This is a genomic window from Streptomyces viridiviolaceus (assembly GCF_014650995.1).
Classification (GTDB): domain Bacteria; phylum Actinomycetota; class Actinomycetes; order Streptomycetales; family Streptomycetaceae; genus Streptomyces; species Streptomyces viridiviolaceus.
In genome coordinates, this window is sequence record NZ_BMWA01000002.1 from 332,838 (window position 1) to 359,743 (window position 26,906).

At 73.4% G+C, this 26,906-nt stretch carries 20 protein-coding genes; 14 read left to right on the top strand and 6 right to left on the bottom strand.

Going from position 1 to position 26,906, the window contains the following annotated elements:
* Nucleotides 1–155 precede the first annotated feature (155 nt).
* Both IE260_RS03540 and IE260_RS03545 read left to right on the top strand, forming a co-directional pair.
* Nucleotides 156–1,286, top strand: a complete 1,131-nt coding sequence (locus IE260_RS03540) for an aminopeptidase P family protein (RefSeq protein WP_189868956.1) — start codon at nt 156–158, stop codon at nt 1,284–1,286.
* 47 nt (nt 1,287–1,333) lie between these two features.
* Nucleotides 1,334–2,281 carry an aminoglycoside phosphotransferase family protein gene (locus IE260_RS03545; protein ID WP_189868957.1) on the top strand — a complete coding sequence of 316 codons (948 nt, stop codon included), beginning with the start codon at nt 1,334–1,336 and terminating at the stop codon, nt 2,279–2,281.
* A gap of 61 nt (nt 2,282–2,342) precedes the next feature.
* Here IE260_RS03545 and treZ read toward each other — a convergent pair whose 3' ends face one another.
* Nucleotides 2,343–4,088: a malto-oligosyltrehalose trehalohydrolase gene (gene treZ / locus IE260_RS03550; RefSeq protein ID WP_189868958.1), complete on the bottom strand. Its 1,746-nt coding sequence runs from the start codon at nt 4,086–4,088 to the stop codon at nt 2,343–2,345.
* 174 nt (nt 4,089–4,262) lie between these two features.
* Between treZ and IE260_RS03555 the strand changes: the two genes are divergently transcribed.
* From IE260_RS03555 to IE260_RS03565, 3 genes are all read left to right on the top strand, one after another.
* On the top strand, nt 4,263–4,814 hold the full coding sequence (locus IE260_RS03555) for an FHA domain-containing protein (RefSeq protein ID WP_189868959.1): 552 nt from the start codon (nt 4,263–4,265) through the stop codon (nt 4,812–4,814).
* A gap of 199 nt (nt 4,815–5,013) precedes the next feature.
* Nucleotides 5,014–6,333, top strand: a complete 1,320-nt coding sequence (locus IE260_RS03560) for a M14 family zinc carboxypeptidase (RefSeq protein ID WP_189869056.1) — start codon at nt 5,014–5,016, stop codon at nt 6,331–6,333.
* Nucleotides 6,330–6,755 carry an SSI family serine proteinase inhibitor gene (locus IE260_RS03565; RefSeq protein WP_189868960.1) on the top strand — a complete coding sequence of 142 codons (426 nt, stop codon included), beginning with the start codon at nt 6,330–6,332 and terminating at the stop codon, nt 6,753–6,755. Before IE260_RS03560 ends, IE260_RS03565 begins: the two co-directional genes overlap by 4 nt.
* Before the next feature lie 44 nt (nt 6,756–6,799).
* Here IE260_RS03565 and lpdA read toward each other — a convergent pair whose 3' ends face one another.
* Nucleotides 6,800–8,203 (bottom strand): dihydrolipoyl dehydrogenase, encoded by a 1,404-nt coding sequence (lpdA, locus tag IE260_RS03570; RefSeq protein ID WP_189868961.1) that lies wholly within the window; start codon nt 8,201–8,203, stop codon nt 6,800–6,802.
* A 119-nt stretch (nt 8,204–8,322) separates the two neighbouring features.
* On the opposite strand from lpdA, the gene IE260_RS03575 reads away from it, so the two are divergent.
* Nucleotides 8,323–9,273 carry a LysR family transcriptional regulator gene (locus IE260_RS03575; RefSeq protein ID WP_189869057.1) on the top strand — a complete coding sequence of 317 codons (951 nt, stop codon included), beginning with the start codon at nt 8,323–8,325 and terminating at the stop codon, nt 9,271–9,273.
* Between the two features lie 290 nt (nt 9,274–9,563).
* On the opposite strand, the gene treY is transcribed toward IE260_RS03575, so the two are convergent.
* Nucleotides 9,564–11,939, bottom strand: coding sequence for a malto-oligosyltrehalose synthase (gene treY, locus IE260_RS03580; RefSeq protein WP_189868962.1), 2,376 nt, complete (start codon nt 11,937–11,939; stop codon nt 9,564–9,566).
* 81 nt (nt 11,940–12,020) lie between these two features.
* On the opposite strand from treY, the gene IE260_RS03585 reads away from it, so the two are divergent.
* The gene (locus tag IE260_RS03585; RefSeq protein WP_189868963.1) at nt 12,021–13,325 is read left to right on the top strand and encodes an MFS transporter; all 1,305 of its coding nucleotides are present in this window, start codon (nt 12,021–12,023) and stop codon (nt 13,323–13,325) included.
* Here the strand turns inward: IE260_RS03585 and glgX are convergent.
* Complete coding sequence (gene glgX / locus IE260_RS03590; protein ID WP_189868964.1) at nt 13,322–15,439, bottom strand: glycogen debranching protein GlgX; 2,118 nt, start codon at nt 15,437–15,439, stop codon at nt 13,322–13,324. The genes IE260_RS03585 and glgX overlap by 4 nt on opposite strands.
* A 353-nt stretch (nt 15,440–15,792) precedes the next feature.
* Here glgX and IE260_RS03595 point away from each other — a divergent pair, with 353 nt between their 5' ends.
* Nucleotides 15,793–17,040, top strand: coding sequence for a DUF5919 domain-containing protein (locus tag IE260_RS03595; RefSeq protein ID WP_189868965.1), 1,248 nt, complete (start codon nt 15,793–15,795; stop codon nt 17,038–17,040).
* A 103-nt stretch (nt 17,041–17,143) separates the two neighbouring features.
* Nucleotides 17,144–17,866, top strand: a complete 723-nt coding sequence (locus IE260_RS03600; RefSeq protein ID WP_189868966.1) for a 3'-5' exonuclease — start codon at nt 17,144–17,146, stop codon at nt 17,864–17,866.
* 302 nt (nt 17,867–18,168) lie between these two features.
* Here IE260_RS03600 and IE260_RS03605 read toward each other — a convergent pair whose 3' ends face one another.
* A complete protein-coding gene (locus IE260_RS03605; RefSeq protein ID WP_189868967.1) occupies nt 18,169–19,032 on the bottom strand; it encodes a phosphotransferase enzyme family protein in 864 nt (287 codons plus the stop codon).
* Nucleotides 19,033–19,181: 149 nt separating this feature from the next.
* Here IE260_RS03605 and IE260_RS03610 point away from each other — a divergent pair, with 149 nt between their 5' ends.
* From IE260_RS03610 to IE260_RS03630, 5 genes are all read left to right on the top strand, one after another.
* Nucleotides 19,182–20,123 (top strand): carbohydrate ABC transporter permease, encoded by a 942-nt coding sequence (locus IE260_RS03610; RefSeq protein WP_189868968.1) that lies wholly within the window; start codon nt 19,182–19,184, stop codon nt 20,121–20,123.
* Nucleotides 20,120–20,953: a carbohydrate ABC transporter permease gene (locus IE260_RS03615; protein ID WP_189868969.1), complete on the top strand. Its 834-nt coding sequence runs from the start codon at nt 20,120–20,122 to the stop codon at nt 20,951–20,953. Before IE260_RS03610 ends, IE260_RS03615 begins: the two co-directional genes overlap by 4 nt.
* Nucleotides 20,953–22,239, top strand: coding sequence for an ABC transporter substrate-binding protein (locus tag IE260_RS03620; RefSeq protein WP_189868970.1), 1,287 nt, complete (start codon nt 20,953–20,955; stop codon nt 22,237–22,239). Before IE260_RS03615 ends, IE260_RS03620 begins: the two co-directional genes overlap by 1 nt.
* Before the next feature lie 287 nt (nt 22,240–22,526).
* Entirely contained in the window at nt 22,527–23,306 is a 780-nt protein-coding gene (gene erm(O) / locus IE260_RS03625; protein ID WP_189868971.1) for a 23S rRNA (adenine(2058)-N(6))-methyltransferase Erm(O), read from the top strand.
* Nucleotides 23,303–24,562, top strand: a complete 1,260-nt coding sequence (locus IE260_RS03630) for a glycosyltransferase (RefSeq protein WP_189868972.1) — start codon at nt 23,303–23,305, stop codon at nt 24,560–24,562. The genes erm(O) and IE260_RS03630 overlap by 4 nt, the downstream gene beginning before the upstream one ends.
* Before the next feature lie 59 nt (nt 24,563–24,621).
* On the opposite strand, the gene IE260_RS03635 is transcribed toward IE260_RS03630, so the two are convergent.
* Nucleotides 24,622–26,865: an MMPL family transporter gene (locus tag IE260_RS03635; RefSeq protein ID WP_189868973.1), complete on the bottom strand. Its 2,244-nt coding sequence runs from the start codon at nt 26,863–26,865 to the stop codon at nt 24,622–24,624.
* Between the last annotated feature and the right edge of the window lie 41 nt (nt 26,866–26,906).

Below are 26,906 nucleotides of genomic sequence, written 5' to 3' on the forward strand. Positions count from 1 at the left end.
GTAGTGCACGCGCTCTCGTCCGGGAGCGTTGATGTGTGATGGGGTCGTGGGTGGTCGACGGCTGCCGATGCGGTTCTCTTATCGGCTCGCGTCGCTCCTCCGCTCCGGGCAGGATGCTGCCCGTAGTCCCCATCACCCGCCCCGGGAGGCCCGCGATGACCGGCAGAGCGCACGCCGCTCCCTTCACCACCGACGACTACAGGGCCCGCATGGAGCGCGCGGCGCGCTCGGCCGCCGACGCGGGCCTGGCCGGTCTGCTGGTGGCGCCGGGGCCGGACCTCGTGTGGCTGACCGGCTACGCGCCCACCGCGGCCACCGAACGGCTCACCCTGCTCGTCCTCACCGCCGGGCACGACCCCGTCCTGGTCGTCCCCACGCTGGAGGCCCCGGACGCCGAGAAGGCCGCCGGGGCGCCCGCCCTCACCCTGCGCGACTGGACCGACGGCAAGGACCCCTACGCCGTCACCGCCGCCCTCCTCGGCGGCTCGGGGCGGTTCGGCATCAGCGACAACGCCTGGGCGATGCACCTGCTGGGCCTGCAACGCGCGCTGCCCGGCACCTCGTACGCCTCCCTCACCGAGGCGCTCCCCATGCTGCGCGCCGTCAAGGACGCGGCCGAGCTGGAGCTGCTCGCTGCGGCGGGCGCGGCGGCGGACGCGGCGTTCGAGGAGATCCGCAAAGTCCGGTTCGCCGGGCGCCGGGAGCGCGAGGTCGGTGCCGACCTCGCCGACCTGCTGCGGCGCTCCGGGCACTCCCAGGTCGACTTCACGATCGTCGCCTCCGGCCCGAACGGTGCCAACCCGCACCACGAGGTCGGCGACCGCGTCATCGAGGACGGCGACATGGTGGTCCTCGACTTCGGCGGCCTGAAGGACGGCTACGGCTCCGACACCTCCCGCACGGTCCACGTCGGTGAGCCCACCGGTGAGGAGCGCCGGGTGCACGACCTCGTACGTGAGGCCCAGGAGGCCGGTTTCCGCGCGGTGCGGCCCGGCGTCGCCTGCCAGGAGGTGGACCGGGCGGCCCGCGCGGTCATCGCGGACGCCGGATACGGCGAGTACTTCATCCACCGCACCGGGCACGGCATCGGCGTCACCACGCACGAGCCGCCGTACATGATCGAGGGCGAGGAGCAGCCCCTCGTGCCAGGCATGTGCTTCTCCGTCGAGCCGGGCATCTACCTCCCCGGCCGCTTCGGGGTACGCATCGAGGACATCGTCACGGTCACCGAGGGCGGCGGCCGGCGCTTCAACGACACGACCCGGGAGATGGTCATAGTGGAGTGACGGCAACGGCAGGACCCCTGACGCCCCCGGAAGACGACGGCGCGACCATGACCCAGGCACCGACACCCACCGCGGACACCGTCCGCCGACTGGTCCGTTCCCTGCTCAAGGAGGGGGAGGGGAGCGGTCCCGACGTGCGGCCCGCCACCGGGGGCGCCGAGCCCGACACGTGGTGGGTCGGCGCCCGCCATGTGCTGCGCCTGGCTCCCGACCGCGAGGCCGCCGTGCGCCGGCGCCGCGAACTGCGCCTGCGCGATCTGGTCCGCCCGTACGTCCCCGTCGCGGTGCCGACGAGCGTCGCGCACGGCGAGTGGGCGCCGGGGCTGCCCTACACGCTGGACACCCGCGTGCCCGGCGGGTCGGGTGAGCACCATGACGTGTCGGCCGTCGGCGAGGCCGACCTGGCGGCGCTGCTCACGGGGCTGCGCGAGGTACCGGTCCGCCAGGCCGAGGCCCTCGGCGTCCCGCGGGCCGCCCCGCGCTCACTGGAGTCGCTGCGCAAGGCCGCCGACCGTGCCGCCGGGCGGCTCGCCGCGGCCGACGAGTTCGACCCCGCCCGTCTGGCCCAGCTCACCCAGGCTGCGGCGGCCCAGCTCGGCGCCCAGCCCGGTACGGCGGTCCTGGTCCACCGCGGCCTGACCGCCGGGCACCTCGTCGTCAGCGCCGACGGCCGGGTGCGCGGCGTCCTCGGCTGGACCGACGCCGCCCTCGGCGACCCCGCCGAGGACATCGCCGGGCTCGCGCTCGCCGTCGGTTCCCCGGCCGCCGTCCGCGCGGCCACGCTGGCCGGCTACGGGGCCCGCCCCTGTCTGCGCGGCCTGTGGCTCGCCCGCTGCGACGCGATCGTCCACCTGGCCGAGGGACTCACCGGGCGGTCCGCCGTGCCGCTCCCCTTGCTGAGGACACGGCTGCGACACGCCTGGGAGGCGATCCTGCTGGAGCGGGTGACCGAGCTGCGCGAGGACGGTGCGGACGACGCGGACGACGCCCCTTGAGCGGTCCCCGCGCCGTTACCGGCTCCTTGCGAGCGAGCCCCCGGCACGGGGCGCGGCGTCCTCACTCCTGAAGGAGCACCACGCCCGACTCGCCGGGGACGCGCAGCGCCCCGTCCTCGCCCGGTGCCTCCACCGGCTCCCACGCGGCGAGCACCCGCGCGGGGCGGTTGCCCAGGGGGATCGCCGCCGGTTCGGTGCCGAGGTTGACGGCCACCCGGATGTCCCCGCGGCGGAAGGCCAGCCAGCGCGCCTCGTCGTCGTAGGCCACCTTGATGTCGCCGAGGTCGGGGTCGGTGAGGTCGGGCTGCTCGTGACGGAGGGCGATCAGCCGGCGGTACCAGGCCAGCACGCGCGCGTGGGGCTCGCGTTCCGGCTCGGACCAGTCGAGGCAGGAACGGTCGCGCGTCGCCGGGTCCTGCGGGTCGGGCACCTCCTCCTCCTTCCAGCCGTGCGCGGCGAACTCGCGCCGCCTGCCGCGTCGTACGGCCTCGGCGAGCTCCGGATCGGTGTGGTCGGTGAAGAACTGCCACGGCGTGCCCGCCGCCCACTCCTCGCCCATGAACAGCATCGGAGTGAACGGGGAGGTCAGCGTCAGCGTGGCCGCGCAGGCCGCGAGGCCGGGGGAGACCAGGGCCGACAGCCGGTCCCCCTGGGCCCGGTTGCCGACCTGGTCGTGGGTCTGGCCGTAGCCGGTGAGGCGGTGCGCGGCCACCCGGCTGCGGTCCAGCGGGCGGCCGTGGCTGCGGCCCCGGAAGCTGGAGTAGGTGCCGTCGTGGAAGTAGCCCCTCGTCAGCGTCTTGGCGAGCGCGGCCAGGGGTGCGCGCGCGAAGTCGGCGTAGTAGCCCTGCGACTCCCCGGTCAGCGCGGTGTGCAGGGCGTGGTGGAAGTCGTCGTTCCACTGCGCGTGCACGCCGAGTCCGCCCTCCGCGCGCGGGGTGATGACCCGCGGGTCGTTCAGATCCGACTCGGCGATCAGGAACAGCGGGCGGTCCAGGTCGGCGGCGAGGGCGTCCACGGCCGTGGACAGCTCCTCCAGGTAGTGGCACGCGCGCGTGTCGACCAGGGCGTGCACGGCGTCCAGCCGCAGACCGTCGATGCGGTAGTCGCGCAGCCACGCCAGCGCGCTCTGGACGAGGTAGGCACGCACCTCGTCCGAGCCGGGCGCGTCCAGGTTGACGGCGGCGCCCCAGGGCGTGTGGTGGGTGTCCGTGAAGTACGGGCCGAAGGCGGGCAGGTAGTTGCCGGACGGCCCCAGGTGGTTGTGCACCACGTCCAGGACCACGCCGAGGCCCAGTTCGTGGGCCCGGTCGACAAACCGTTTCAGCGCCTCCGGTCCGCCGTAGGGCTCGTGCACCGCCCACAGCGAGACGCCCTCGTATCCCCAGCCGTGCCGGCCCGGGAAGGGGCAGACGGGCATCAACTCCACGTGCGTCACGCCCAGTTCGGCGAGGTGGCCGAGCCGGTCGGCGGCGGCGTCGAGCGTGCCCTCGTGGGTGTAGGTGCCCACGTGCAGCTCGTACAGCACCGCCCCGGGCAGCGGGCGCCCGGCCCACTCCACGCGCCACGCGTACCGCCCGTGGTCGACGACCGCGCTCAGCCCGTCCGGACCGTCCGGCTGCCGCCGCGAGCGCGGGTCCGGCCGTACCGGCCCGTCGTCCAGCGCGAACCCGTACCGCGAGCCGTCGCGCGCCTCGGCCTCCCCGCGCCACCACCCCGGCCGCTCCGGATCGCGCTCCAACGCACGCGTGACGCCGTCGCACGTCAACGTCGCACGGCCGGCCTGCGGTGCCCACACCTCGAACTGCACGGACGGTTCCCCTTCGTCTGCTCACCGTGATGTAGCCCGTCCATGGTCCTGCAAAAGCGATCAATCCGCTTGTGAAAGTTCCCTTTTGCGGCGGGTGTCGCGGCGCGTCGGCGCGGGGTGGTGCGTTTTCCCGATTCCTGGACACCCCGGCCCGGCTGACCGACAATCACCTGCGTGACGTCGTCCTTCGAGTTCAACACGTACCCCGCGCGACTGTCCGACGCGGAGCGCGACAAGGCGCTGAAGGTGCTCCGGGACGGCGTCGCCATGGGCCGTCTGTCGCACGACACCTTCGTCCGCCGGATGGAGCTGGCGCTCGCCGCCCGCCGCGTCGACGAGCTCGCCGCGCTCACCGCCGACCTGCCCACGGAGGGCCGGGTGTCGCGCCTGGTGTTCGGTGCCGTCGAGGCGGTGTCCGGCTTCGGCGTACGGCTGCGCAGCGCCTGGCAGGCCGAGCGGCTGCCCAAGCTGCTGCTGCCCCACCCCGGAACCGGCCACCCGCTGCGCATAGGGCGCGACCCCGCGAGCGGTCTGCGGCTGAACCACGAGACGGTCTCCCGCGTGCACGCCGAGCTCAGCCGCCAGGGCGGCATGTGGGTCCTGCGCGACCTCGGCTCCACCAACGGCACCACGGTCAACGGGCGGCGGGTGATCGGCGCGGCCGTCGTCCGCGAGGGTGACCGGATCGGCTTCGGGCAGATGGCGTTCCGGCTCGCGGGGAACTGAGCCGCCGTTCACCTCTGGCCTGGGTTTCACTCGGTGTCGCCGCCTTGTCGTGGCTGAAATCCCTTTGCCCTTCGTGGTGTTGACGTACTCCTGAAGTCGTGACTGACTGTGCGTACACCGCGCACACCAGGTGAACCGACGCCCCGCATCATGGAGGTGTGCCCTGCCGCCCCTCCTGCGCTACCCGACCGTGGACGAGATGGGCGTCCGGGCCGCCGCGCTCGCCGCCCGCCACCCCGCCGACGCCCGGCTGCGCCGCGTCGGCACGTCCCGCGCGGGCACCCCGCTGCTGCTGCTGTCCGTGGGCCACGGCAGCCGTCAGGTCCTCGTCGTCGCCGGACCGCACGCCAATGAGCCAGTGGGCGGCGCCACCGTCCTGCGACTGGCCGAGCGGGCCCTGGCCGACCCCCGGCTCACCGAGGCCGCCGACGCCACCTGGAACCTGCTGCTGTGCGTCGACCCCGACGGCCTGCGCCGCAACGAGGGCTGGCTGTCCGGCCCGTACACCCTCGGCCGCTACGCCCGGAACTTCTTCCGCCCCGGTTTCCTGGAGCAGCCCGAGTGGCTGCCCGACGGGCCGGGACGCGCCACGCTGCCGGAGACCCGCACACTGCTCGAACTCCAGGACGAACTGCGGCCCTTCCTGCAGTTCTCCCTGCACGGCGTCGACGTCGGCGGCGGCTTCGTCGAGCTGACCCACGACCTCCCCGGCCTCGCCCAGCGCCTCGCCCACAGCGCGGCCCGCCTCGGCGTACCCCGCGAGCTCGGTGCCTACGACGCCCTGTACTGGCCGCACCTGGGACCCGCCGTCTACCGGATCCCGCCGCCGCGCCGCGGCGACCTGACCGCGGCCATCACCGAGGCGGCCGTCGAGTCGACGTGGTGCCACCCCCAGCGGTACGGCACCGTCACGGCGGTCGTCGAGGCCCCCATGTGGGGGGTGGCCGCCGTGGGCGACGGCTCGCCGCCCGCCGACCGGGACGCCGTACTGCGCTCCGTCAGCCGCACCCTGCGCGACGACACCCGGCTCCTGAACCACCTCCTCGCCCGGATCCGGCCCGGTGCGCGGCACGCCGGGCCGGACGCGGCCCGCCTGCTCGCCCCGGTCGACGACTACCTGCTGGTCTGTCCCAGGCTCGCCGACGCGTGGGACCCCGACACCGACGACGGATCGGGGCGCTCCCTGCCGCCGCTGAGCACCGCGCACCTGGTCGCCCTGCGCATCGCCGGACGGCGCCTGGCCCTGCGGACCGCCGGCCTGCTGCACCAACTGGTGACCCGCGCGGGACGCGACCCGGCGGACGTACTGCCGGAGCTGGACCGGCTCGTCGACGAGTGGTGCGCCGACTACCGCGACGGCTGCGCGGCGCGCTGGATACCGGTCGCCCGCCAGGCCGAGTACCAGACGCGGGTGGTGCTCGCCGCGTTCGAACTGGCCGGGCGGCGCGCCTCCGCGTGCTCCCGTTCGGGTGAGCCGGGCTGGGGTTCCGAGGCCGCCGTGCCGATGCACCGGGAATGACCCACACCATCACAGCGAGAGTGCTGCGGAGGGGCCTGCCGGCGGCGGTCGCCCTCCTCGTGGCGTGCGCGGCCCCGGTACCGGCGGCCGTGCAGCCGGAGCCGACGGGCGACTGGCTCCGCGTCAAGGTCTCCCGGGGCGACGCCCGGGCCGGCGCCGCACGCGAGGCCCTGCTGCAGTGCGACCCGCCCCGGGGCCACGACCAGGCGGCGCGGGCCTGCGCGGACCTCGACGCGGCGCAGGGCGACCTCCACCGCATCCCCCTGCGGGACACCTACTGCCCGATGGTCTACGCCCCGGTGACCGCCGAGGCGCGCGGGCAGTGGCGGGGACGGTCGGTGGAGTACAAGGAGACCTTCCCCAACACGTGCGTCATGACGGCACGGACGGGAGCGGTCTTCGCCCTGGACACCGCCGGCTGACCCCTGGGGCGGGGCCGCCCGCAGCGGCGGCCGGCCCCGCTCGCTCACTGCTGGTGCAACCCCCGTCCCGCCAGGGTCAGGAACGCCTCGCCCACCGCCTCCGACAGCGTCGGATGCGCATGGACGTGCCGGGCCACGTCGGCGGGCTCGGCGTCCCAGCCGACGATCAGCTGGCTCTCGGCGATCATCTCCGAGACGTGCGGGCCCACCAGGTGCACCCCGAGCACCTGACCGCCCCCGGCCTCGGCGACCACCTTCACCATCCCGCCCTGCCCGTGCACCATCCCCTTGGCGACGGCCGTCAGCGGCATGGTGTTGACGGCCACCTCGTGCCCCCGCGCGCGTGCCTCCGCCTCGCTCAGGCCGACGGAGGCGGTCTGCGGCGCCGAGTACGTCACCCGGGGCACGGCCGCGTAGTCGACGGGTGCCGACGGCACGCCCGCCAGCGTCTCGGCGACCAGCAGGCCCTCCGCGAAGGAGGCGTGGGCCAGGCCGAGCGACGGGGGCGGCAGCAGGTCGCCCACGACGTGGATGCCGGGCACCGCCGTCTCCAGCCGGGACCAGTCCGCCGGCACGACGAAGCCCCGCTCGTCCGTGCCCAGGCCCGCGGCGGCCAGGTCCAGCCCGTCGGTGACCGGTGCCCGGCCGACGGCCACCAGGAGCCGCTCGGCCTCGACCGTACGGGTCTCGCCGCGGGCCGTGCGCACGCGCGCGCGTACGCCGTGGCCGAGCACCTCGGCGTCCAGCAGCCGGGCACCGGCCTGCACGTCGACGCCACGCCTCTTCAGACCGCGCGTCAGATGGCGGCCGACGTCCGCGTCCTCCAGCGGCACGATCCGGTCGGCCGCCTCCACGAGGGTGACCTCCGCGCCCATCGAGCGGTGGAACGAGGCGTACTCCACGCCGATCGCACCGCCGCCCAGGACCAGGACGGAGGCCGGCAGCCCCGGTGCGAAGAGTGCGTCGTCGCTCGTCACCACCCGCCGCCCGTCCGACGCGAGCCCCGGCAGCATGCGCGGACGGGAACCGGTGGCCAGCACGATCCCCCGGCGCGCGGTGAGCTCCTGCCCGTCGTCCACCCGCACGGAGCGCGTGCCCGTCAGCCGCGCGCTGCCCCGCACCACGTGGACGCCCGCGTGCGCGAGATGTGCCTCCACGCCCTTGTGGTTGCGTGCCACGATGTCGTCGCGGGTGGCGACCAGCGCAGACCAGTCCACGGCGTCCAGGGTCGCCTTGACGCCCCAGCGCTCCCGGGCCTCGGCGATGCCGTCGACCAGCTCGGCGGCGTGCAGCATCGCCTTGCTCGGGATGCAGCCGCGGTGCAGACAGGTCCCGCCGACCTTGTCACGTTCGACGAGCACGACGTCGAGACCCAGGGCGGCGGCGCGCAGAGCGGTGCCGTACCCGCCGGTGCCGCCGCCGATGACGATCACGTCCGGTGTGTTCATGTCCTCAGCCTCCGCCCGGGCCTTGCCATGAGTCCAAGGCAATGTTCTTGTGGGTTCGATGCAAGGAGTTCATGACGGGAGCCGGTGACCACCGGACGTCGGACGGGGGACGGGGCGGGATGAGCCTGCGGCAGATGGAGTACTTCCTGACCGTCGTCGAGGAGGCGTCCTTCACCCGGGCGGCCGAGAACCTGCACGTGACGCAGTCCGCGCTCTCCCACCAGATCAAGGCCCTGGAGAAGTCCGTCGGCGGCGCCCTCCTGGAGCGCATGCCGCGCGGGGTGCGGCTGACGCCGATGGGCCGCGCCTTCCGGCCGCACGCCGAACTCGCCGTCCGCAGCGCCGCCCAGGCCCGCCGCGCGGCCCGTGCCGCCGCCGGGGCCGAGGGCGGCGAACTGCACGTGGCGGCCCTGCACTCGGTGGCGGTCGGCATCCTTCCCGACGTCTTCGCGCGCTGGCGCACCGCGCACCCCGGGGTGGTGCTGCACCTCCACGAGTACGCGACGACCGAGGTGCTGGAGGAGGAGGTCGCGCGCGGCACCGCGGACCTCGCCGTCGGCCCTCCGCCGCGCGACTGGTCCGGCACCGTCGTCCCGGTCGGCCAGGAGGACATCGTCCTCGTGGTGCCCTTCGACGACCGGTTCGCCGGCCGTACCACGGTGCGGCTGCCCGAGCTCGCGGACCGGCCCTGGGTCCGCTGCGCCATGGAACCCGTCGTCGAGGGCGAGCGCTTCCTGGACTGGGCCTGCGGACGCGCCGGTTTCCGGCCCCGCACCGCCGTCCTCACCGAGCACACCTCGACGGCCGTCCGCATGGCCGCCGCAGGCGTCGGCGTCTGCACCGCTCCGTCGTACATCGTGAGCGGAGCGGTCGGCGACGGCTGTGTGGTCCTCGCGCCCGACCCGCCCTGGCGGCGCGCCCTGACGGTCTTCTCGCGCCTGCCGCCGACCGGCGCGGCCGAGGCCTTCGTCGACCTCCTGCGCCTCACATGGCCGACCACCGCCCCGGCCGGCCCACCCGATCGCCCGGCCGACATCTGCACGACCGCGACGGTGCGGGGCGGGCGTTGACGTCCGTTCGGGTGGACGGTGGTGTGTACGGAGGCACGCCGTTGGCGACACCGCAGTCACGGGGCTCGGCGCCACCCGGTTGGCTCGCCGGCCGGTTCCTGGACGCCCCCGACCACCCCGGCCGCCCCACCGCGCCGCCCGTCCGGCAAGGCCCCCGCTCGACCGCGCCGACAGACACCGGCCGGTCCCTCGTCCCGAGCCGCCCCGCCCCGGCACACAGCGCCCGTGCCCCGCTCGATGAAGCCCGCCCCGCAAGACCGCCTCCGACGAGGCACCCGGGGGCCCACCGGTCAGCCGGCGGTGTCCCCGCTGCCGATCCGGGTCAGCAGCGCCACCGGCAGCCGGGCGAAGAGTTCCTCCACGCGCGCGTGGCCCGTGAACTCCCGTCCGGGGACCAGCGCGTCGGCCCACCGGCCCGGCGGCAGCGGCAGGGTCGTCTCCCGCCAGCCGCCCGCCTGCGCCAGCCGCAGCGACAGCCGGGTCACGGCCGTCAGGACATCTCCCGAGCGCACGAACGCCAGGCAGTGCGCCGCCGCAGGCCCCTCGGCGGTCAGCGGCTCGTACGTCGCCGCGTCGCCGAAGACGTCGGGCCGCCGGCGCCGCAGCTCCAGCGCCGCCCGCGTGACCGCGCCCTTGTCCCCGGGACCGGCGGGCGGAAAGCTCACGGGCCGGCGGTTGTCGGGGTCCACCAGGGCCAGGTACTCGCCCTCGGTGCCCTGATAGAGATCCGGCACGCCCGGCATGGTCAGATGCACCAGGGCCGTGCCGAGGACGTTCGCCCGGATGTACGGCTCGAGGGTGTCGCGGAAGGCGGCCACCCGCTCGCCCGGCGGACCGCACGGCCCGGCCGCCACGAAGGCGGTCACCGCCTCCTCGTAGGGCGGTTCCTGCTCGGTCCAGCTGGTGTACATGCCCGCCTCGCGCACATGCTTCAGCAGTGCCCCGCCCACCCGCTCCGCGTCCGCCGGCCCGAGCCCGAACACCGTCTGCCAGGCCGCCCACGCCAGCTGCGCGTCGGGGACGCCCTCGCCGCTGCGGGTGACCTCCGCCAGGACGTCCGCCCAGCGCTCGGGGCACTCCGTGAGCACCGCCAGCGCCGCACGTACATCGGCGCTGCGCTTGGTGTCGTGCGTCGACACGACCGTGCCGGTCGCCGGCCAGTCGCGCTGCACGCGCGCGCAGTAGGCGTGGAACTCCTCCGGCGACAGGGCCGGCCGCCCCGGGTCGCCGCCCACCTCGGTCGCCGACAGCAGCGGCACGTAGCGGTAGAACGCCGTGTCCTCCACCGACTTGGCGCGCAGCGCCGACGCGGTCTGCGCGAACCTCGTCCGGAACTCCCCATGGTCCGGTCCGTCCCCGGCCCGACCGAGCACCAGGTCCCGCACGACGTCCACCGCACCGGCCTCCTCCGGCACGACGAACGCCGCCCGCGCCTCTGCCGCAGCCTCCTCGGTGACGACGGAGGCCGCGTCGACCGACGTGTACGGCCGGTACACCTCCATCCGGACCAGCAGCTCCTGCAGCGCGGTGCGCAGCGCCCAGGGCGCCCGGTCGCGCAGGGCCGGGTCCGGCGACATGGCGCACAGCCGGTGCGCCACCCGCGTCAGCCGGTCGGTCTCGGTGGCCAGTTCGTGCGTGAGCACCTTGTACGCGGCCCGCCGCACCGTCGCCGCCCAGTCCCCGCCCCGGTCGGTCTGCGGTGCGGCGAACCGCCGGTACTGTCCGAGGAGCTCCCCGTGTCCGGCCGGGTCGGTGAAGACACCGTCGATGTGCCGCAGGGCGTCGTAGCCGGTCGTGCCCGCGACGGGCCAGGCGGCCGGCAGCCGCTCCCCGTCCGCCAGGATCTTCTCCACGACCGTCCACCGGCCGCCGGTCGCCTCGTGCAGCCGCGCCAGGTAGGTGTCGGGGTCGGCGAGTCCGTCGGGGTGGTCGACGCGCAGTCCGTCGATCACCCCCTCGCGCAGCAGCCGCAGGACCGTGGCGTGCGTGGCCTCGAACACCTCCGGGTCCTCCACGCGCACCCCGATCAGCTCCGAGATGCTGAAGAAGCGCCGGTAGTTCAGCTCGGTGCGGGCCAGCCGCCACCACACCGGGCGGTACCACTGCGCGTCCAGCAGCTGCGGCAGCGGCAGGTCCTCGGTGCCCTCCCGGAGCGGGAAGGAGTGGTCGTGGTAGCGCAGCACGTCGCCGTCGACCCGCAGCTCGCCGATCACCTCGCCCAGCGGCCCGCCGAGCACCGGCAGCAGCACCTGCCCGCCCTGCGCCTCCCAGTCGATGTCGAACCACCGGGCGTACGACGACTTCGCCCCCTCCCGCAGCACCTCCCACAGGGCGCGGTTGTGCCGGGGGGACATCGCCATGTGGTTCGGGACGATGTCCACCACCAGACCGAGACCGTGCTCCCTCGCGGTGCGCGCCAGCGCCCGCAGCCCCTCCTCGCCGCCCAGTTCGCCGCGCACGCGCGCGTGGTCCACGACGTCGTAGCCGTGCAGCGAGCCGGGCACCGCCTCCAGCACGGGGGACAGGTGCAGGTGCGATACGCCGAGCGAGGCCAGGTACGGAACGGCCGCCGCCGCGGCCGCGAAGGGGAACTCGGGCTGCAGCTGCAGCCGGTACGTGGCCGAGGGGGCCGCGGGCAGCACCGGGTCGGGTCGCTCAGGTGTCATGGAGACCTACGTACCCGCCCTGCCGCCTTTCGTGTCATCGGCCCCTCCTCGGGCGTACGCGCGCGTGGCTAGCTTCGAGCGATGGGGAGAACGGGGAGCACGGGAAGTACGCCGAGCACCGGTCGGCGCGGCGCGCTGGAGACGTACCGAGAGGTGATCGGCCTGACCGGGCCGCTCCTGCCGGCGGTGTCCTTCCTGGGCCGGCTGCCGACGGCCACCGTCCAGTTCGGCAGCGTGCTCCTCGTCGCCCGCACCAGCGGCTCCCTGGCCGCCGCGGGGCTGACCGGCGGCGCGCTCGCCGTCGGACAGGTGGCCTGCGGGCCACTGGTGGGCCGGCTCGCGGACCGGCACGGCCAGCGCACGGTCGTGCTCGTGTTCAGCCTGGCCAACGCCCTGGCGATCGCGGCACTCGTGGCCGGAGCGCTCGCCGGGCTGCCGGTGCCCCTGCTGGCCGCCCTCGGCGCGGCGGCCGGCGCCAGCGTCCCCGTGATCGGCCCGCTGGCCCGCACCCGCCTGGTGGCCCTCGCCCGCCGTGCCGGAGCGCCCGAGGGCACCGTGGGCACCGCCCTGTCCTTCGAGAGCACCCTCGACGAGATCTCCTTCGTCCTCGGCCCGGCCCTGGTCGGCCTCGCGGCGGTACTGGCCCATCCGGCCCACGCCCTGGGCGCCGCGGCACTGCTGGTGGCCCTGTGCGGCACGGGCTTCGCGCTCCACCCGACGGCCCGGGCGGCGGCGGTCCCCGCCTCCGGCGGCCCACGCAGAGGTGCCCGTCCCCGGATCCCCCGTTCGGTCCACGCCCTCTACGCATCACTCGCCCTCCAGGGCGCGATGTTCGGGGCGTGCCAGGCGGGCATCACGGCGCTCACCGAACGGCTCGGGCAGCCGGACCAGGCCGGGCTGGTGTACGCCGCCATGGGGGTGATGAGCGCGGGCGCGGGGCTCGCCATGGCCGCCGTACCCGACCGGATCGGCCTGCGGGCACGCTGGCGGGCGGCCACCGCGGCGGCGTGCCTGCTCTCCCTGCCCCTGCTGTGGACGGACGGCCTCGCCGCCCTGTACGCGGTCGTCACCGTGCTCGGCATCGCCTACGCCCCGCATCTGATCGCCGTGTTCGCGCTCACCGAACGGACGGTGCCGCGAGCCCGGCTCGCCGAGGCGATGGCCTTCGCGACCAGCGCGATCACCGGCGGCCAGGCCCTCGCGGTCGCCGTCACCGGCCGTACGGCCGAGTCCCACGGCCCCGCCGCCGCCTTCGCGGTGGCGAGCCTGGCCGCCGCCCTCGCCTGCCTGATCGCCCTGGCGGCGCGCCCGGCGCCGTACGCCGTACGCACCGGAGCGGTCCTCCACGCGCGCGTGGAGGACCGCTCCGGCGACCCGGCCTCCTAGACGGGCCGCTGCAGCACCGTCAGGCTGCGGTCCACGAGGGTCAGCCGGTCCCCGGCCTGCACCTTCGTGCCCGTGTCCGGGGGCGTCCCGTCGGTGCGGGCGGTGTCGACCACGACCTGCCACTGCCGGCCGTGGTCGACCGGCACCACGAAGTCCAGCGGCTTCGGCGAGGCGTTGAACATCAGCAGGAAGGAGTCGTCGGCGATGCGCTCTCCCCGCGCGCCGGGTTCGGAGATCGCGTTGCCGTTCAGGAACACGGTCAGGGCCGACGCCTGCGCCGAGTTCCAGTCCCGCTGGGTCATCTCCCGGCCCTCCGGGGTGAACCAGGCGATGTCCGACAGGTCGTCGTGGGTGCCCTCCACGGGCCGGCCGTGGAAGAAACGCCGTCTGCGGAAGACCGGATGGTCCCTGCGCAGCCACACCATCGCGCGCGTGAAGTCCAGCAGGCCGGCGCCGGGCCCGTCGGCGTCGGGCCAGCGCACCCAGGACAGCTCGTTGTCCTGGCAGTAGGCGTTGTTGTTGCCCTTCTGGGTGCGGGCGAACTCGTCGCCGTGACTGAGCATCGGCACGCCCTGGGAGAGCAGCAGCGTGGCGATGAAGTTCCGCATCTGCCGCGCCCGCAGCTCCAGCACCGCCGGGTCGTCCGTCTCGCCCTCGGCGCCGCAGTTCCAGGACCGGTTGTGGCTCTCGCCGTCCCGGTTGTCCTCGCCGTTGGCCTCGTTGTGCTTGCCGTTGTACGCGACCAGGTCGTGCAGGGTGAAGCCGTCGTGGCAGGTGACGAAGTTGATGGAGGCCAGCGGGCGGCGGCCGTCGTCCTGGTACAGGTCGGAGGAGCCGGTCAGCCGGGAGGCGAACTCCGCCAGCGTGCGCGGCTCGCCGCGCCACAGGTCCCGGACCGTGTCCCGGTACTTGCCGTTCCACTCGGTCCACAGCGGCGGGAAGTTGCCCACCTGGTAGCCGCCCTCGCCCACGTCCCACGGCTCGGCGATCAGCTTCACCTGTGACACCACGGGGTCCTGCTGCACCAGGTCGAAGAACGACGACAGCCGGTCGACCTCGTGGAACTGCCGGGCCAGGGTGGCCGCCAGGTCGAAGCGGAAGCCGTCGACGTGCATCTCGGTGACCCAGTACCGCAGCGAGTCCATGATCATCTGCAGGACGTGCGGCGACCGCATGAGCAGGGAGTTGCCCGTGCCGGTGGTGTCCATGTAGTAACGCGGGTCGTCCGTGAGCCGGTAGTACGACGGGTTGTCGATGCCCTTGAAGGACAGCGTCGGGCCCAGGTGGTTGCCCTCGGCGGTGTGGTTGTAGACCACGTCGAGGATCACCTCGATCCCGGCCTCGTGCAGCGCCTTCACCGCCGACTTGAACTCCAGGACCTGCTGGCCGCGGTCGCCCCAGGAGGCGTACGCGTTGTGCGGGGCGAAGAACCCGATCGTGTTGTAGCCCCAGTAGTTGTTCAGGCCCATGTCCACCAGGCGGTGGTCGTTCACGAACTGGTGCACCGGCATCAGCTCCAGCGCCGTCACCCCCAGTCCGGTGAGGTGCTCGATGAGCGCGGGGTGCGCGAGGGCCGCGTAGGTGCCGCGCAGCTCCTCGGGGAGTCCCGGGTGGCGCATCGTCAGGCCCTTGACGTGCGCCTCGTAGATCACCGTGTGGTGGTACTCCGTTCGGGGGCGCCGGTCGTCGCCCCAGTCGAAGTACGGGTTGACCACGACCGACGTCATCGTGTGCGGCGCCGAGTCCAGGTCGTTGCGCCGACCGGGGTCGTCGAAGTGGTAGCCGTAGACCTCCTCGCCCCACTGGATCGAACCGCTGATCGCACGCGCGTACGGATCGAGGAGCAGCTTCGCGGAGTTGCAGCGCAGCCCGCGCTCCGGGGCGTAGGGGCCGTGCACGCGGTAGCCGTACCGCTGACCCGGCATCACGCCCGGCACGTACGCGTGCCGCACGAACGCGTCGCTCTCCCGCAACTCGATCGCCGTCTCGGAGCCGTCGTCGTGCAGCAGACACAGCTCTACTCGGTCCGCGGCCTCCGTGAAGACCGCGAAGTTGGTGCCGGCGCCGTCGTACGTGGCACCGAGTGGGTACGCCTCTCCAGGCCAGACCTGCATGGACACGACTCTTTCAGGTGTGGGGCGCCGGTGCGGACGCCATGGCTCCGAGTCTCCCCGAAAGTGAGGCGACCACCTAGCACTCACGTGCTCCTACTCATCTGTCGGGGTTCCGCCCGGCGGGGGACGGAGGCGGGCGCAACGGATTCTTCCCCGCACCGTGCGACGTCACCGCTATGAATCCGCTCACTCCCCACGGTCCGCCGGTGCGGAACGAGCCCGGGGAACAAGGACGTTGGGAAAACGAGCCTGTCCATCGGGCTGCACCCGGGACCGCTCCCGGAGTACCCTTCCTTGATCGTTGAGACGGGGAGTCCCCGGGAGTGCTCAGGGGAGCGGAAGGCGGTGCGCGGGTGGGCTCGGGAGGGCTGGAGCTGCCCCCTGGTGACGAGGGTCACGAGGGGAACTCCGCGGACGTCCCGCCCGGTGCGGTGTCCCTGGCGCGGCCGATGGGCGCGGGCGCGATCGGTCCGGAGCTGGACTGGGACGCCGAGGCCTGGCACGAGGTGCGCACGCGTGCGCAGCGGGCCGGCCGGGCCTACATCTGGCTGAACCTCGTCGAGCAGCGGCTGCGCGCGGTCGTGGCCGCCGTCCTGCGGCCCATCTACGAACCCGTCCACGGCGACGACTGGGTGGTCGCGGCGGCCGGGCCCGCCGGCCAGGAGTGGGTGCAGCGCGCGGTCGCCGTCCGCGAGGTCAGCCGGCGCAAGGGATATCTGCTCGACCCGGCCGACGACAACGTCCTCAGTTTCCTCACCCTGCCGCAGCTGCGCGAGCTGATGGTGCAGCACTGGCCCTGCTTCGAGCCCTACGTCGACGAACGCAGGGACGTCGAGCTCGCCCTGGACGAGCTGGAGGTCACCCGGAACGTCGTCTCCCGCAACCGGGCGCTGTCCGAGGCGGTTCTGAACCAGGCCGAGCGGGCTTCCGCGCGGCTGCTGGAGATCCTCGGCGCGGGCAGTGACGTGCCGTCCGCGCGCCGGCTCCCCGTGGACGCGGTGGAGGACCTGGTCGGCGACCGGTACGCCGACGTGGTCGCCGTGCACCCGGACCGGGTGCGGCTGCTGCGCCAGTTCCCGGCCGAGGACATCTTCGGCAGCGCCCGCCGGCTGGACGCCCTCGGCATCGGCCTCAACCTGCTCGTGCAGAACTTCTCCGGTCGCCGCCTGGTGCGGCTGGCCGAGTCCGGCGGCCGGGTGCGGCTGCTGTTCCTGAACCCCGCCTCCAGCGCCGTCAAGCGGCGCGAGCGCGAACTGGGCATCAAGCGGGGTGAGCTGAGCCGGGCGGTGGAGATGAACATCCTGCACATGCGCCGGGTGCGCTCCCGGCTGCGCGACCCGGGCGCCTTCGAGATCCAGGTCTTCGACGAGACGCCCCGCTTCACGGCCTACCTGGTCGACGGGGACGGGGCCGACGGCATCGCCGTCGTGCAGTCGTATCTGCGCCGGACACGGGGGATGGAGGCACCGGTGCTCGTGCTGCGCAACGGGCGGAACGGCGGCAAGGTGGTGAAGTCGGACCAGCTCGATGAAAACGGACTCTTTCCCACCTACCGCGAGGAGTTCGAGCTGATGTGGGCGGATTCGCGCCCGGTGTCGTGACCGGCCGCGCGGGCACAATCGGAACGCGGGCCTCGGGTTGTCAGTGGCGCATGCGAAGGTGGAGGCCACTGGGGGAACGCACCACCGAGAAGGGGGACCGCCCATGGGCTGGCACCGGGAGCTGCTGATCGGCTTCGACCTGGAGACGACGGGCACCGATCCGCGCGAGGCGCGCATCGTCACGGGGGCCGTGATCGAGGTCAGAGCCGGTGAGCCGGCGGGGCGCCGGGAGTGGCTGGCCGACCCCGGCGTGGAGATCCCGGCCGACGCGGTGGCGGTGCACGGCATCAGCAACGAGCGCGCGGCCTCCGAGGGCCGGCCCGCCGACCAGGTCGCGGACGCTATCGCCGGTGTCCTCGCGGCCTACTGGAAGACGGGCGTCCCGGTCGTCGCCTACAACGCGGCCTTCGACCTCAGCCTGCTCTCCGCCGAACTGCGGCGGTACGGGTTGCCGTCCCTGCGCGACCGGCTGGGCGGTTCGGACCCCGCGCCGGTCATCGACCCGTACACCATCGACCGTGCCGTCGACCGCTACCGCCGGGGCAAGCGCAACCTGGAGGCGGTCTGCGCGGAGTACGGCGTCCCGCTCGACGCCGCCCACGACGCCTCGGCCGACGCCCTCGCCGCGGCGCGGCTGGCCTGCGCGATAGCCGGCCGCCACCCCAAGGTCGCGGCCCTCGGCCCGGCGCAACTGCACCGGCGCCAGATCGAGTGGTACGCCGAGTGGGCGGCGGACTTCCAGAACTTCCTGCGCCGCAAGGGCGACGCCACGGCCGTCGTCGACGGGACGTGGCCGCTGCGCGAGCCGGCCGGCGAGCGGGTCTGAGCCGACCGGGCCACCCGGCGGACGGGGCTCAACACGGCCCGCACGGACGGAAGCGGAGGGACTCGCGCAGCGCACCCGCTTCGGGGCGGGGCGGGTTTGCCTGGGACCGGAAGCCGGAGGTACTCGCGCCGCGTTCGGTCTCGGATCGGACGGAGTCGCCCCCGGACCGGAAGCGGAGCCAATCGTGCCGTGCGCGCCTCGGAGTTCCGGACTCGTCCGGGACCGGAAGCGGAGCCAATCGTGCCGTGCGCGCCTCGGAGCGGGGCGGGCTCGCCTGGGATCGGGCGCGTGTGGGACCGGGGTCAGAACGGGTACCACCGCACCGTCGGGTCTCCCTCCCGCAGCGACGCCACCCGGCGTTCGAACTCGGTCAGCGCCTTGGGGTTGCTCGGCGCGTGCTGGGACACCCACGCACAGCTGGCCGTCTCACGGGCGCCGCGCAGCACCGCACAGCCGTCCCACTCGCGTACGTCCCAGCCGTAGGTCTCGGTGAAGGAGTCGTACGCCTCGGCGGGCAGTCCGTAGCGGTCCCGGCTCAGCGCCATGACCACCAGGTCGTGCTCGCGCAGGTCGGCGGAGAAGGTCTCCAGGTCGATCAGGACCGGCCCGTCGGGGCCGATGTGCACGTTGCGGGGCAGCGCGTCGCCGTGGATCGGGCCCGGCGGCAGATGGGGGGTGAGCGCGGCGGCGGCCGCCGCGAAACCGTCGCGGCGCTCGCGCAGGTACGCCGCGTCCGCGGGGTCGATCGCGTCGCCCGCGAGCCGCAGCCAGCGTTCCACGCCGCCGAGCAGATCACGGGGCGGCAGCTCGAAGGAGGGGGAGGGCAGTGTGTGGACCAGCCGGAGCAGTTCGGCCACGTCCCGCGGCTCCGCTGGCCGCACCGGATCGGGCAGCCGGTGCCAGAGGGTCACCGGATGCCCGTCGACGAGCAGCGCCTTCGGCTCGGCCGCCCGCACCGCCGGTACACCGGCCTCTTCCAGCCACACCGCGATGTCCAGCTCCCGGCGCGCCCGGTCGAGGAGTTCGGCGTCACGGCCCACCTTGACCGCCAGATCACCGGCGGCGAACACCGCGTTCTCGCCCAGGGCGAGCGGCCGCGCGTCCTTGGCCGGGCCGGGCAGCACCCCCGCCGCGGCCAGTACCTCCCGTGCCCGTGCCTCGTCCATCGCCCGCCTCCGTGTCCGTCCTCGACCGTTCTTCCGTCGGCCAGTGTCGCATTCGCACAGGTCGGAGGGTGTGCGCGGTGTCTTGACGGGGCACCGCGCCTTCACGACCATGACCAGGCCCGTCCGGGCCGCGCGAAGGGGCTGATGACGTGACAGTGGTGACCGACGCGAAAAGACCGGCGCGCCGCGCGCCCGGCAACGGTCCGGGCCGGCCACGGCGTCCCGGCGACCACGGCGCGTGGTTCCTGGTGCTGCCCGCCCTGATCCCCATCCTGGTCCTCAGTGTCGGACCGCTGCTCTACGGGATCCTGCTGGCGTTCACCGACGCCCAGTCGGGCCGCACGCAGCCCACGCAGTGGATCGGCGGCCTGAACTTCCGGGACCTGCTGCACGACACGCTCTTCTGGGAGTCGTTCCGGATCGGCCTGGTGTGGGCGGTCGGTGTGACCGTGCCGCAGTTCCTGCTCGCGCTCGGCCTCGCCCTGCTGCTCAACCAGAACCTGCGACTGCGCTGGCTGGCGCGTGCGCTCGCGATCATCCCGTGGGCGATGCCCGAGGTGGTCGTCGGCATCATGTGGCGGATCGTCTACAACCCCGACGCGGGCATCCTCAACGAGACGCTGCGCGACCTCGGCCTCGGCGACGGCCGGGACTGGCTCAGCGGCCTGGCGACCGCCCTGCCGGCGGTGATCGTCGTCGGCGTCTGGGCGGGCATGCCGCAGACGACGGTCGCCCTGCTCGCCGGACTGCAGAACACGCCGCGCGAGCTGCACGAGGCCGCCGCGGTCGACGGCGCGGGCGCGTGGCGCCGGTTCCGCACGGTGACCTGGCCCGCCATCAGGCCGGTCGCCCTCGCCATCACGGCGCTCAACCTCATCTGGAACTTCAACTCCTTCGCCCTGGTCTACGTGCTGACCAACGGAGGCCCAGGCGGCCGGACCCGGCTGCCGATGCTGTTCGCCTACGAAGAGGCGTTCCGGTACGGACAGTTCGGCTACGCGGCGGCGATGGGCTGTGTCATGGTCGCCGTGATCTCCGTCCTGCTGGCGGTCTTCCTCGTCGGCCGGCTCCGGGGAGGCGAGGAGGCATGAGGACCTCGACCGCGGCCCGCGCCGGCCAGTACGCCGCCCTGCTGGCTTATCTCGTCTTCCTGGCCTTCCCGTTCCTGTGGCTGATCTCCACCGCCTTCAAGCCGCCGCGCGAGCTGGGCAGTCTGCACCCCACCTGGATCCCGGAAGACCCCACCCTCGCCAACTTCCGGCAGGCCTTCGACGAGCAGCCGCTGCTCCACGCCGCCCTCAACTCCCTGCTCGCCGCGCTCGGCGCCGCGCTGATCGCCGTGGTGATCGCGACCCCGATGGCCTACGTCATGGCCCGGCACCGCTCCCGGCTCACCAAGGCGACCACCGGATGGGTGGTGGTCAGCCAGGCGTTCCCCTTCGTCCTGCTGATCATCCCGCTCTTCCTGGTGCTGAAGAACCTCGGGCTGATCAACTCCGTTCCGGGGCTGGTGATGGTGTACGTGGTGTGGTCCCTGCCGTTCGCGCTGTGGATGCTCGCGGGGTACGTCCGTGCCGTACCCGTCGAGCTGGAGGAGGCGGCTGCCGTCGACGGTGCCGGGCGGCTGCGCACGCTCGTGTCGGTGACCGCACCGCTGCTCGCCCCGGGGATCGTGGCGACGGCGCTGTTCGCGTTCATCACCGCGTGGAACGAGTTCTTCTTCGCCCTCGTCCTGCTGAAGACCCCGGAGAAGCAGACCCTGCCGGTCGTGCTCACCCACTTCATCGGCGCCGAGGGCGTCGCCGACCTCGGCCCGCTGGCGGCAGCCGCGTTCCTCGCGACGCTGCCCTCACTGGTCGTCTTCACGATCATCCAGCGACGGATCACGGGCGGCATGCTCGCCGGGGCGGTGAAGAGCTGATGCGCACGCGAATCGCCTTGCTCACCGCCCTCGCCCTGACCCTGCTCCTGGCCGGCTGCACGGGCGGCGGCAGCGACGCCGACGACGACCGGATCACTCTCCGCTTCCAGTCCCTGGCCTGGCAGGACGAGTCCGTGCGGGCCAACAAGGAGCTGGTGCGGGAGTGGAACGCCGACCACCCCGACGTCCAGGTGGAGTACGTCCAGGGCAGCTGGGACAGCGTCCACGACCAGCTCCTCACCTCCTTCGAGGGCGGCGAGGCGCCGGACATCATCCACGACGCCTCGGACGACCTCGCGGACTTCGCCTACGGCGGCTACCTGGCCGACCTGACCGACCTGCTGCCCGAGCGGCTGAAGTCCGACATCCCGCAGCGCAGTTGGGAGACGACCACCTTCGGGGACGGCGTCTACGGCGTGCCCTTCCTCCAGGAACCGCGCGTACTGATCGCCAACACCGGGCTGCTGGAGAAGTCGGGCGTCCGGATACCGACGCCCGAACGCCCGTGGACCTGGCCGGAGTTCCGGCAGGTGACCGAGCAATTGAGCGGGGACGGAAGGTACGGGGTGGCCTGGCCGCTGAAGGAGCCCGTGTCCGCCACGCTCAACCTGTCGCTGTCGGCCGGCGGGCAGCTCTTCCACCGCGGCGCGGACGGCCGCGTCACCGTCCGCTTCGAGGAGGCCGACCAGGTGGTGCCGCGCACCATCCACGACCAGGCCAACACCGACCGCAGCGCGTCCTCGTCCACGCTGGGCAGCGGTGGCTCCGACACCCTGCCGGGGTTCTTCGCGGGCAAGTACGCGATGGTGCCGCTCGGCTTCTCCTACCGCCAGCAGATCGAGCAGCAGGCGCCGGAGGGCTTCGACTGGCAGGTGCTGCCCGCCCCGGCCGGCGCCGACGGCCTCACCCAGGGCGTCAGTCCGCAGACGCTGTCGATCGCCGAGGACAGCGAGCACCAGAAGGAGGCCGCCGAGTTCATCGACTTCCTCCTCCAGCCGGAGAACATGGTGCGCCTCGCCCTCGGCGACTGGATGCTGCCCACCGGCACCCAGGCCCTGAAGGACCCCGCGCTGCGCACGGCGGAGCACGGCTGGGCCACCGGCACGGCCCTCGCCGCCCACCTGCGGTCGGCGCCCGCGCAGTCCGTGAGGGGATACCCCGAGTGGAAGGACAAGGTGGCCACGCCCGCGCTCCAGGAGTACTACAGCGGCGCGATCGGCCTGGACGAACTGCGCGACAGACTGGAGGAGGACGGCAACCTCGTGCTCGCCCGCTACCAGCGCTGACCACGCCCGCGCCGGGCGGAAAACCCGTTGCCCGCCCGGCCCGGGCCGTCTAACGTCGCCTCCGTGGCAGCGTTCGACGCGATCTTCAACTCCGGTCTCGGCCGGGGCTGCACGTACTCCATCAGGATGCGTCGCGGCCCCGGAGCCCTGACCGGCCCGGGGTCCCCCCGCCGCTGATTCCCGCGCGGCGGGGCTGAGCCTCCGCGTTCCCTTTTCGCCTTCGTCTTCCGGTCAGGGCCTTCGGCTGCCCGTTTCCGCTCCTTCACGGAAGACAAGGACCGCAGGCCATGGCCCGCCCCACTCAGCGTGCCCGCACGCTCTCGCAGAACTTCCTCGCCGACCGAGCCACCGCCGAGCGCTTCGCGCGGCTGGCCGTTCCCGACGGCGTCCGCCCGCCCCTGCTGCTCGAAGTCGGCGCGGGCAAAGGCGCCCTGACCGAGCCGCTCGCCCGCCGCTGCCGGGAACTGCACGCCTACGAGATCGACCCCCACCTCGTCCCCGCGCTGCGCGCCCGTTTCGCGCGGACACCGCACGTCCGCGTCGTCGCCGGGGACTTCCTCGCCGCACGGCCGCCGCACACGCCGTTCCACGTCGCCGGGAACGTGCCCTTCTCGCGCACCGCGGCCGTCGTCGACTGGTGCCTGAAGGCGCCCGGCCTCACCGACGCCACCTTCCTCACCCAGCTGGAGTACGCCCGCAAACGCACCGGTGACTACGGGCGCTGGTCCCGGCTGACGGTGCTGACCTGGCCGCGCCACGACTGGCGGCTCCTCGGGCGGGTGGGCCGGCACGGCTTCCGGCCGGTGCCGCGCGTCGACGCCGGTGTCCTGCGCATCGAGCGGCGCCGCACCCCGCTGCTCGACGCCGCCGCGTACCGGAGCTGGCGGCCCCTCGTCGAACTGGGCTTCTCGGGGGTCGGCGGCTCGCTGCACGCCTCCCTGCGCCGGGCGCACCCCAGACGGCGGGTGGACGCGGCGTTCCGGGCCGCGTGCCTCGATGCCGGCGTGCTCGTCGGCGAGGTGGCACCGCAGAGGTGGCTGCGCCTGCACGAGGTGCTGGCGGCATGACGGGAAAGGAGTTGCACGAGACGTCTCGTCTCGCATACGGTCGGGGCATGACCAGTCGCGCCCACATCGCCATGTTCTCCATCGCCGCGCACGGCCACGTGAACCCCAGCCTGGAGGTGATCCGCGAGCTCGTCGCACGAGGGCACCGGGTGACGTACGCGATTCCTCCGCTCTTCGCGGAGAAGGTCGCCGCGACCGGCGCCGAGCCCAAGCTGTGGAACTCCACGCTGCCCGGCCCCGACGCCGACCCGGAAGCCTGGGGGACCACACTCCTGGACAACGTCGAGCCGTTCCTGAACGACGCGATCCAGGCGCTCCCGCAGCTCATCGAGGCGTACGAGGGCGATGAGCCGGACCTCGTCCTGCACGACATCACCTCCTACCCGGCCCGCGTCCTCGGCCACCGCTGGGGCGTGCCCGTGATCTCCCTCTCGCCGAACCTGGTCGCCTGGGAGGGCTACGAGCAGGAGGTCGCCGAGCCGATGTGGGAGGAACCGAAGAAGACCGAGCGCGGACAGGCGTACTACGCCCGCTTCAGCGCCTGGCTGGAGGAGAACGGGATCACGATGCACCCGGACTCCTTCGCCGGCCGTCCCGACCGTTCCCTGGTGCTGATCCCGAAGGCCCTGCAGCCCAACGCCGACCGGGTCGACGAGAAGGTGTACTCCTTCGTCGGCGCCTGCCAGGGCGACCGCAGCGCCGAGGGCGACTGGCAGCGCCCCGCCGGTGCCGACAAGGTCGTCCTCGTCTCCCTCGGGTCGTCCTTCACCAAGCAGCCGGCGTTCTACCGGGAGTGCGTCAAGGCGTTCGGCGAGCTGCCGGGCTGGCACCTGGTGCTGCAGATCGGCAGGCACGTCGACCCCGCCGAGCTGGGTGACGTACCCGCCCATGTGGAAGTGCGGTCGTGGGTACCGCAGTTGGCGATCCTCAAGCAGGCCGACCTGTTCGTCACCCACGCGGGCGCCGGCGGCAGCCAGGAGGGACTGGCCACCGCCACGCCGATGATCGCCGTGCCGCAGGCCGTGGACCAGTTCGGCAACGCCGACATGCTCCAGGGCCTCGGCGTCGCCCGGCACCTGCCCACCGAGGAGGCCACCGCCGAGGCGCTGCGCACCGCCGCCCTCGCCCTGGTCGACGACCCCGAGGTGGCCCGGCGTCTGAAGGACGTCCAGGCCGGGATGGCCCAGGAGGGCGGCACCCGGCGCGCGGCCGACCTCATCGAGGCGGAACTGCCCGCTCCCCGGCAGCAGGCATAGCGAGGGGCCCGTCGGTTCCACCCGGGAACCGACGGGCCCCTCACCCGCTCAACGGGCACTCACACGCCGACCCGCTCGCCCTCGTCGTCGCGGGCGACCGGCGCCACGGCCGCGGGCGACTCGTCGTGGGTGAGGTCCGGCAGCCGGTGCAGCCACTTCGGCAGGTACCAGTTGCGCTCCCCGAGCAGGGCCATCGCGGCCGGCAGCAGCACGCCCCGGATGACGGTCGCGTCGATCAGCACCGCCGCTGCGAGGCCGACGCCCATCTGCTTCATGGACTGCATGGACAGCGTCCCGAAGATCGCGAACACGGCGACCATGATGACCGCGGCACTGGTGACGACCCCGGCCGTGGTGACCACGCCGTGCTGGATGGCGTCCTTCGTCGTACGGCCCTTGAGCCGGGCCTCCCGGATCCGCGACACCACGAACACGTGGTAGTCCATCGACAGGCCGAACAGGATCACGAAGAGGAACAGCGGCAGCCAGGTGACGATGGCGCCGACGCCTTCCGCCCCCACCAGCGACGCGCCCCAGCCGTGCTGGAAGACGGCGACGAGGATGCCGTACGCGGCGCCCACCGACAGCAGGTTCAGCACGATCGAGGTGAGGGCGACGGTCAGCGAACGGAACGACAGCAGCATCAGCAGGAAGGCGAAGACCACCACGAAGACGAAGACCGGCACGACCGAGCCGACGAGCTGGTCGTTGAAGTCCTTCGAGCCGGCGACCTGCCCGGTGACAGGCGCCTCGACCCCGTCGACCTTGCCGAGCGTGGCCGGCCGCACGTCGTCGCGCAGCTTGTCCAGGCTCGCGCCCGCCTTGTCCAGGTCGGAGCCGCCGACCAGGGGCACGTAGACGAGGGCGAGGTTCTGCGCGTCGTGCAGCTCGATGTCGACCGGGCCGCGCGAGGCCCCCGAACTGATCGCCTGCTCACGGAAGTCGGCGAGCGCCGCCTTCACCTCGGGCGCGTTGATGTCGTCGGCCTTGACGACCACTTCGGCCGGTTCGGAGCCGCCCGGGAACGCCTCGTTGACGCGGTTGTACGTCTGCACGATGGGCAGCGAGTCGCCGAACTCCTGGTCCAGCGTGAGGTTCTGCGTCTTCATGCCGATCGCGGGAGCCGCGACGGCCAGCAGGGCGCCGGTCGCGACGACGACGGACAGCACGGGCCTGGCGAGCACGCGCCCCAGGACGGCCGTCCAGAACCGGCTCTCCCGGCCGGTGCCGGGCCGGCGGCGCAGGAAGGGCAGGCGGCCCTTCTCCACCCGCTCGCCGAGCAGGGACAGCAGCGCCGGCAGCACCGTGACCGAACCGACCATGGCCACCGCGACCACCATCAGCGAGGCCAGGCCCATCGCCTCGAACTCGGCGATGCCGGTGAACAGCATGCCCGCCATCGCCACGCACACCGTGACGCCGGAGACGACGATCGCCCGGCCGCTGGTCGCGGCGGCGATCTGCAGCGCCGTGCGCGCGTCCCGTCCGGCGTCCCGCTCCTCGCGCTCGCGGCGCAGGTAGAACAGGCAGTAGTCGACGCCGACGGCCATACCGACCAGCAGCATCACGGAGTTGGCGGTATCGCTCATCGGCTGCAGGTGGCTGACGAGGCCCATCAGGCCCATCGTCGCCATGATCGCGGTGATCGCCAGCGCCACCGGCAGCAGCGCCGCCACCAGCGCGCCGAAGGCGATGAGCAGGATGCCGAGGGCCACCGGCACCGCGGAGTACTCGGCCTTCTTGAAGTCGTCACCGAACGCGTCGTCGAACGTCTTCATCATGCTGGCCCCGCCGATCTCCTCGATCCGCAGGCCCTCGTGTTCCTTCTGGACGTTCTCGACGGCTTTCAGCACCGGCTCGACCCGCTCGCCCGCGGTGTCCGCGTCGCCGCGCATGTCGAACTGCACCAGCGCGCTGCGGCCGTCCTTGGAGATCGTCTGCGTGTCGTACGGCGAGGTCACGTCCGTGACCTTCCCGGTCGCCTCCACCGCCGAGACGACGGCGGTGACGGCGGCCCGGAACTCGGCGTCCGTGGCCGTCACGTCACCGTCCTTCGCCTGGACCAGGACGGTCTCACCGGCCGGCTCGTCGATCCCGGCGTCCTCGATGATCTGGGCGGCGGTGTGTGTCTCGCCGCCCATCTGGTCGCTGTCGCCGACGTCCACCCGGCCGGCCGCCGAGCCGAGCCCCATCGCCAGGACGACGAACAGTACCCAGATACCGACGGCAGCCCATCGGTGCCGGGCGCTCCAGCCTCCGGCCCGGGCAGCCAGGCCCCGCACCCGTGTGTCTCCGTTCCCCATGACGGGCTTGCCCCCTCGTGAGCGGCGGCAGCCCCCTGCTG

Coding starts and splice junctions, on each gene's coding strand:
- IE260_RS03575 (WP_189869057.1), top strand. CDS start 8,323: ATGAGCCTGCGGCAGATGGAGTACTTCCTGACCGTCGTCGAGGAGGCG.
- IE260_RS03605 (WP_189868967.1), bottom strand. CDS start 19,032: ATGGACGAGGCACGGGCACGGGAGGTACTGGCCGCGGCGGGGGTGCTG.
- treY (WP_189868962.1), bottom strand. CDS start 11,939: ATGACACCTGAGCGACCCGACCCGGTGCTGCCCGCGGCCCCCTCGGCC.
- IE260_RS03545 (WP_189868957.1), top strand. CDS start 1,334: ATGACCCAGGCACCGACACCCACCGCGGACACCGTCCGCCGACTGGTC.
- IE260_RS03600 (WP_189868966.1), top strand. CDS start 17,144: ATGGGCTGGCACCGGGAGCTGCTGATCGGCTTCGACCTGGAGACGACG.
- glgX (WP_189868964.1), bottom strand. CDS start 15,439: ATGCAGGTCTGGCCTGGAGAGGCGTACCCACTCGGTGCCACGTACGAC.
- lpdA (WP_189868961.1), bottom strand. CDS start 8,203: ATGAACACACCGGACGTGATCGTCATCGGCGGCGGCACCGGCGGGTAC.
- IE260_RS03620 (WP_189868970.1), top strand. CDS start 20,953: ATGCGCACGCGAATCGCCTTGCTCACCGCCCTCGCCCTGACCCTGCTC.
- IE260_RS03635 (WP_189868973.1), bottom strand. CDS start 26,865: ATGGGGAACGGAGACACACGGGTGCGGGGCCTGGCTGCCCGGGCCGGA.
- IE260_RS03615 (WP_189868969.1), top strand. CDS start 20,120: ATGAGGACCTCGACCGCGGCCCGCGCCGGCCAGTACGCCGCCCTGCTG.
- IE260_RS03560 (WP_189869056.1), top strand. CDS start 5,014: ATGGGCGTCCGGGCCGCCGCGCTCGCCGCCCGCCACCCCGCCGACGCC.
- IE260_RS03565 (WP_189868960.1), top strand. CDS start 6,330: ATGACCCACACCATCACAGCGAGAGTGCTGCGGAGGGGCCTGCCGGCG.
- IE260_RS03630 (WP_189868972.1), top strand. CDS start 23,303: ATGACGGGAAAGGAGTTGCACGAGACGTCTCGTCTCGCATACGGTCGG.
- IE260_RS03585 (WP_189868963.1), top strand. CDS start 12,021: ATGGGGAGAACGGGGAGCACGGGAAGTACGCCGAGCACCGGTCGGCGC.
- IE260_RS03540 (WP_189868956.1), top strand. CDS start 156: ATGACCGGCAGAGCGCACGCCGCTCCCTTCACCACCGACGACTACAGG.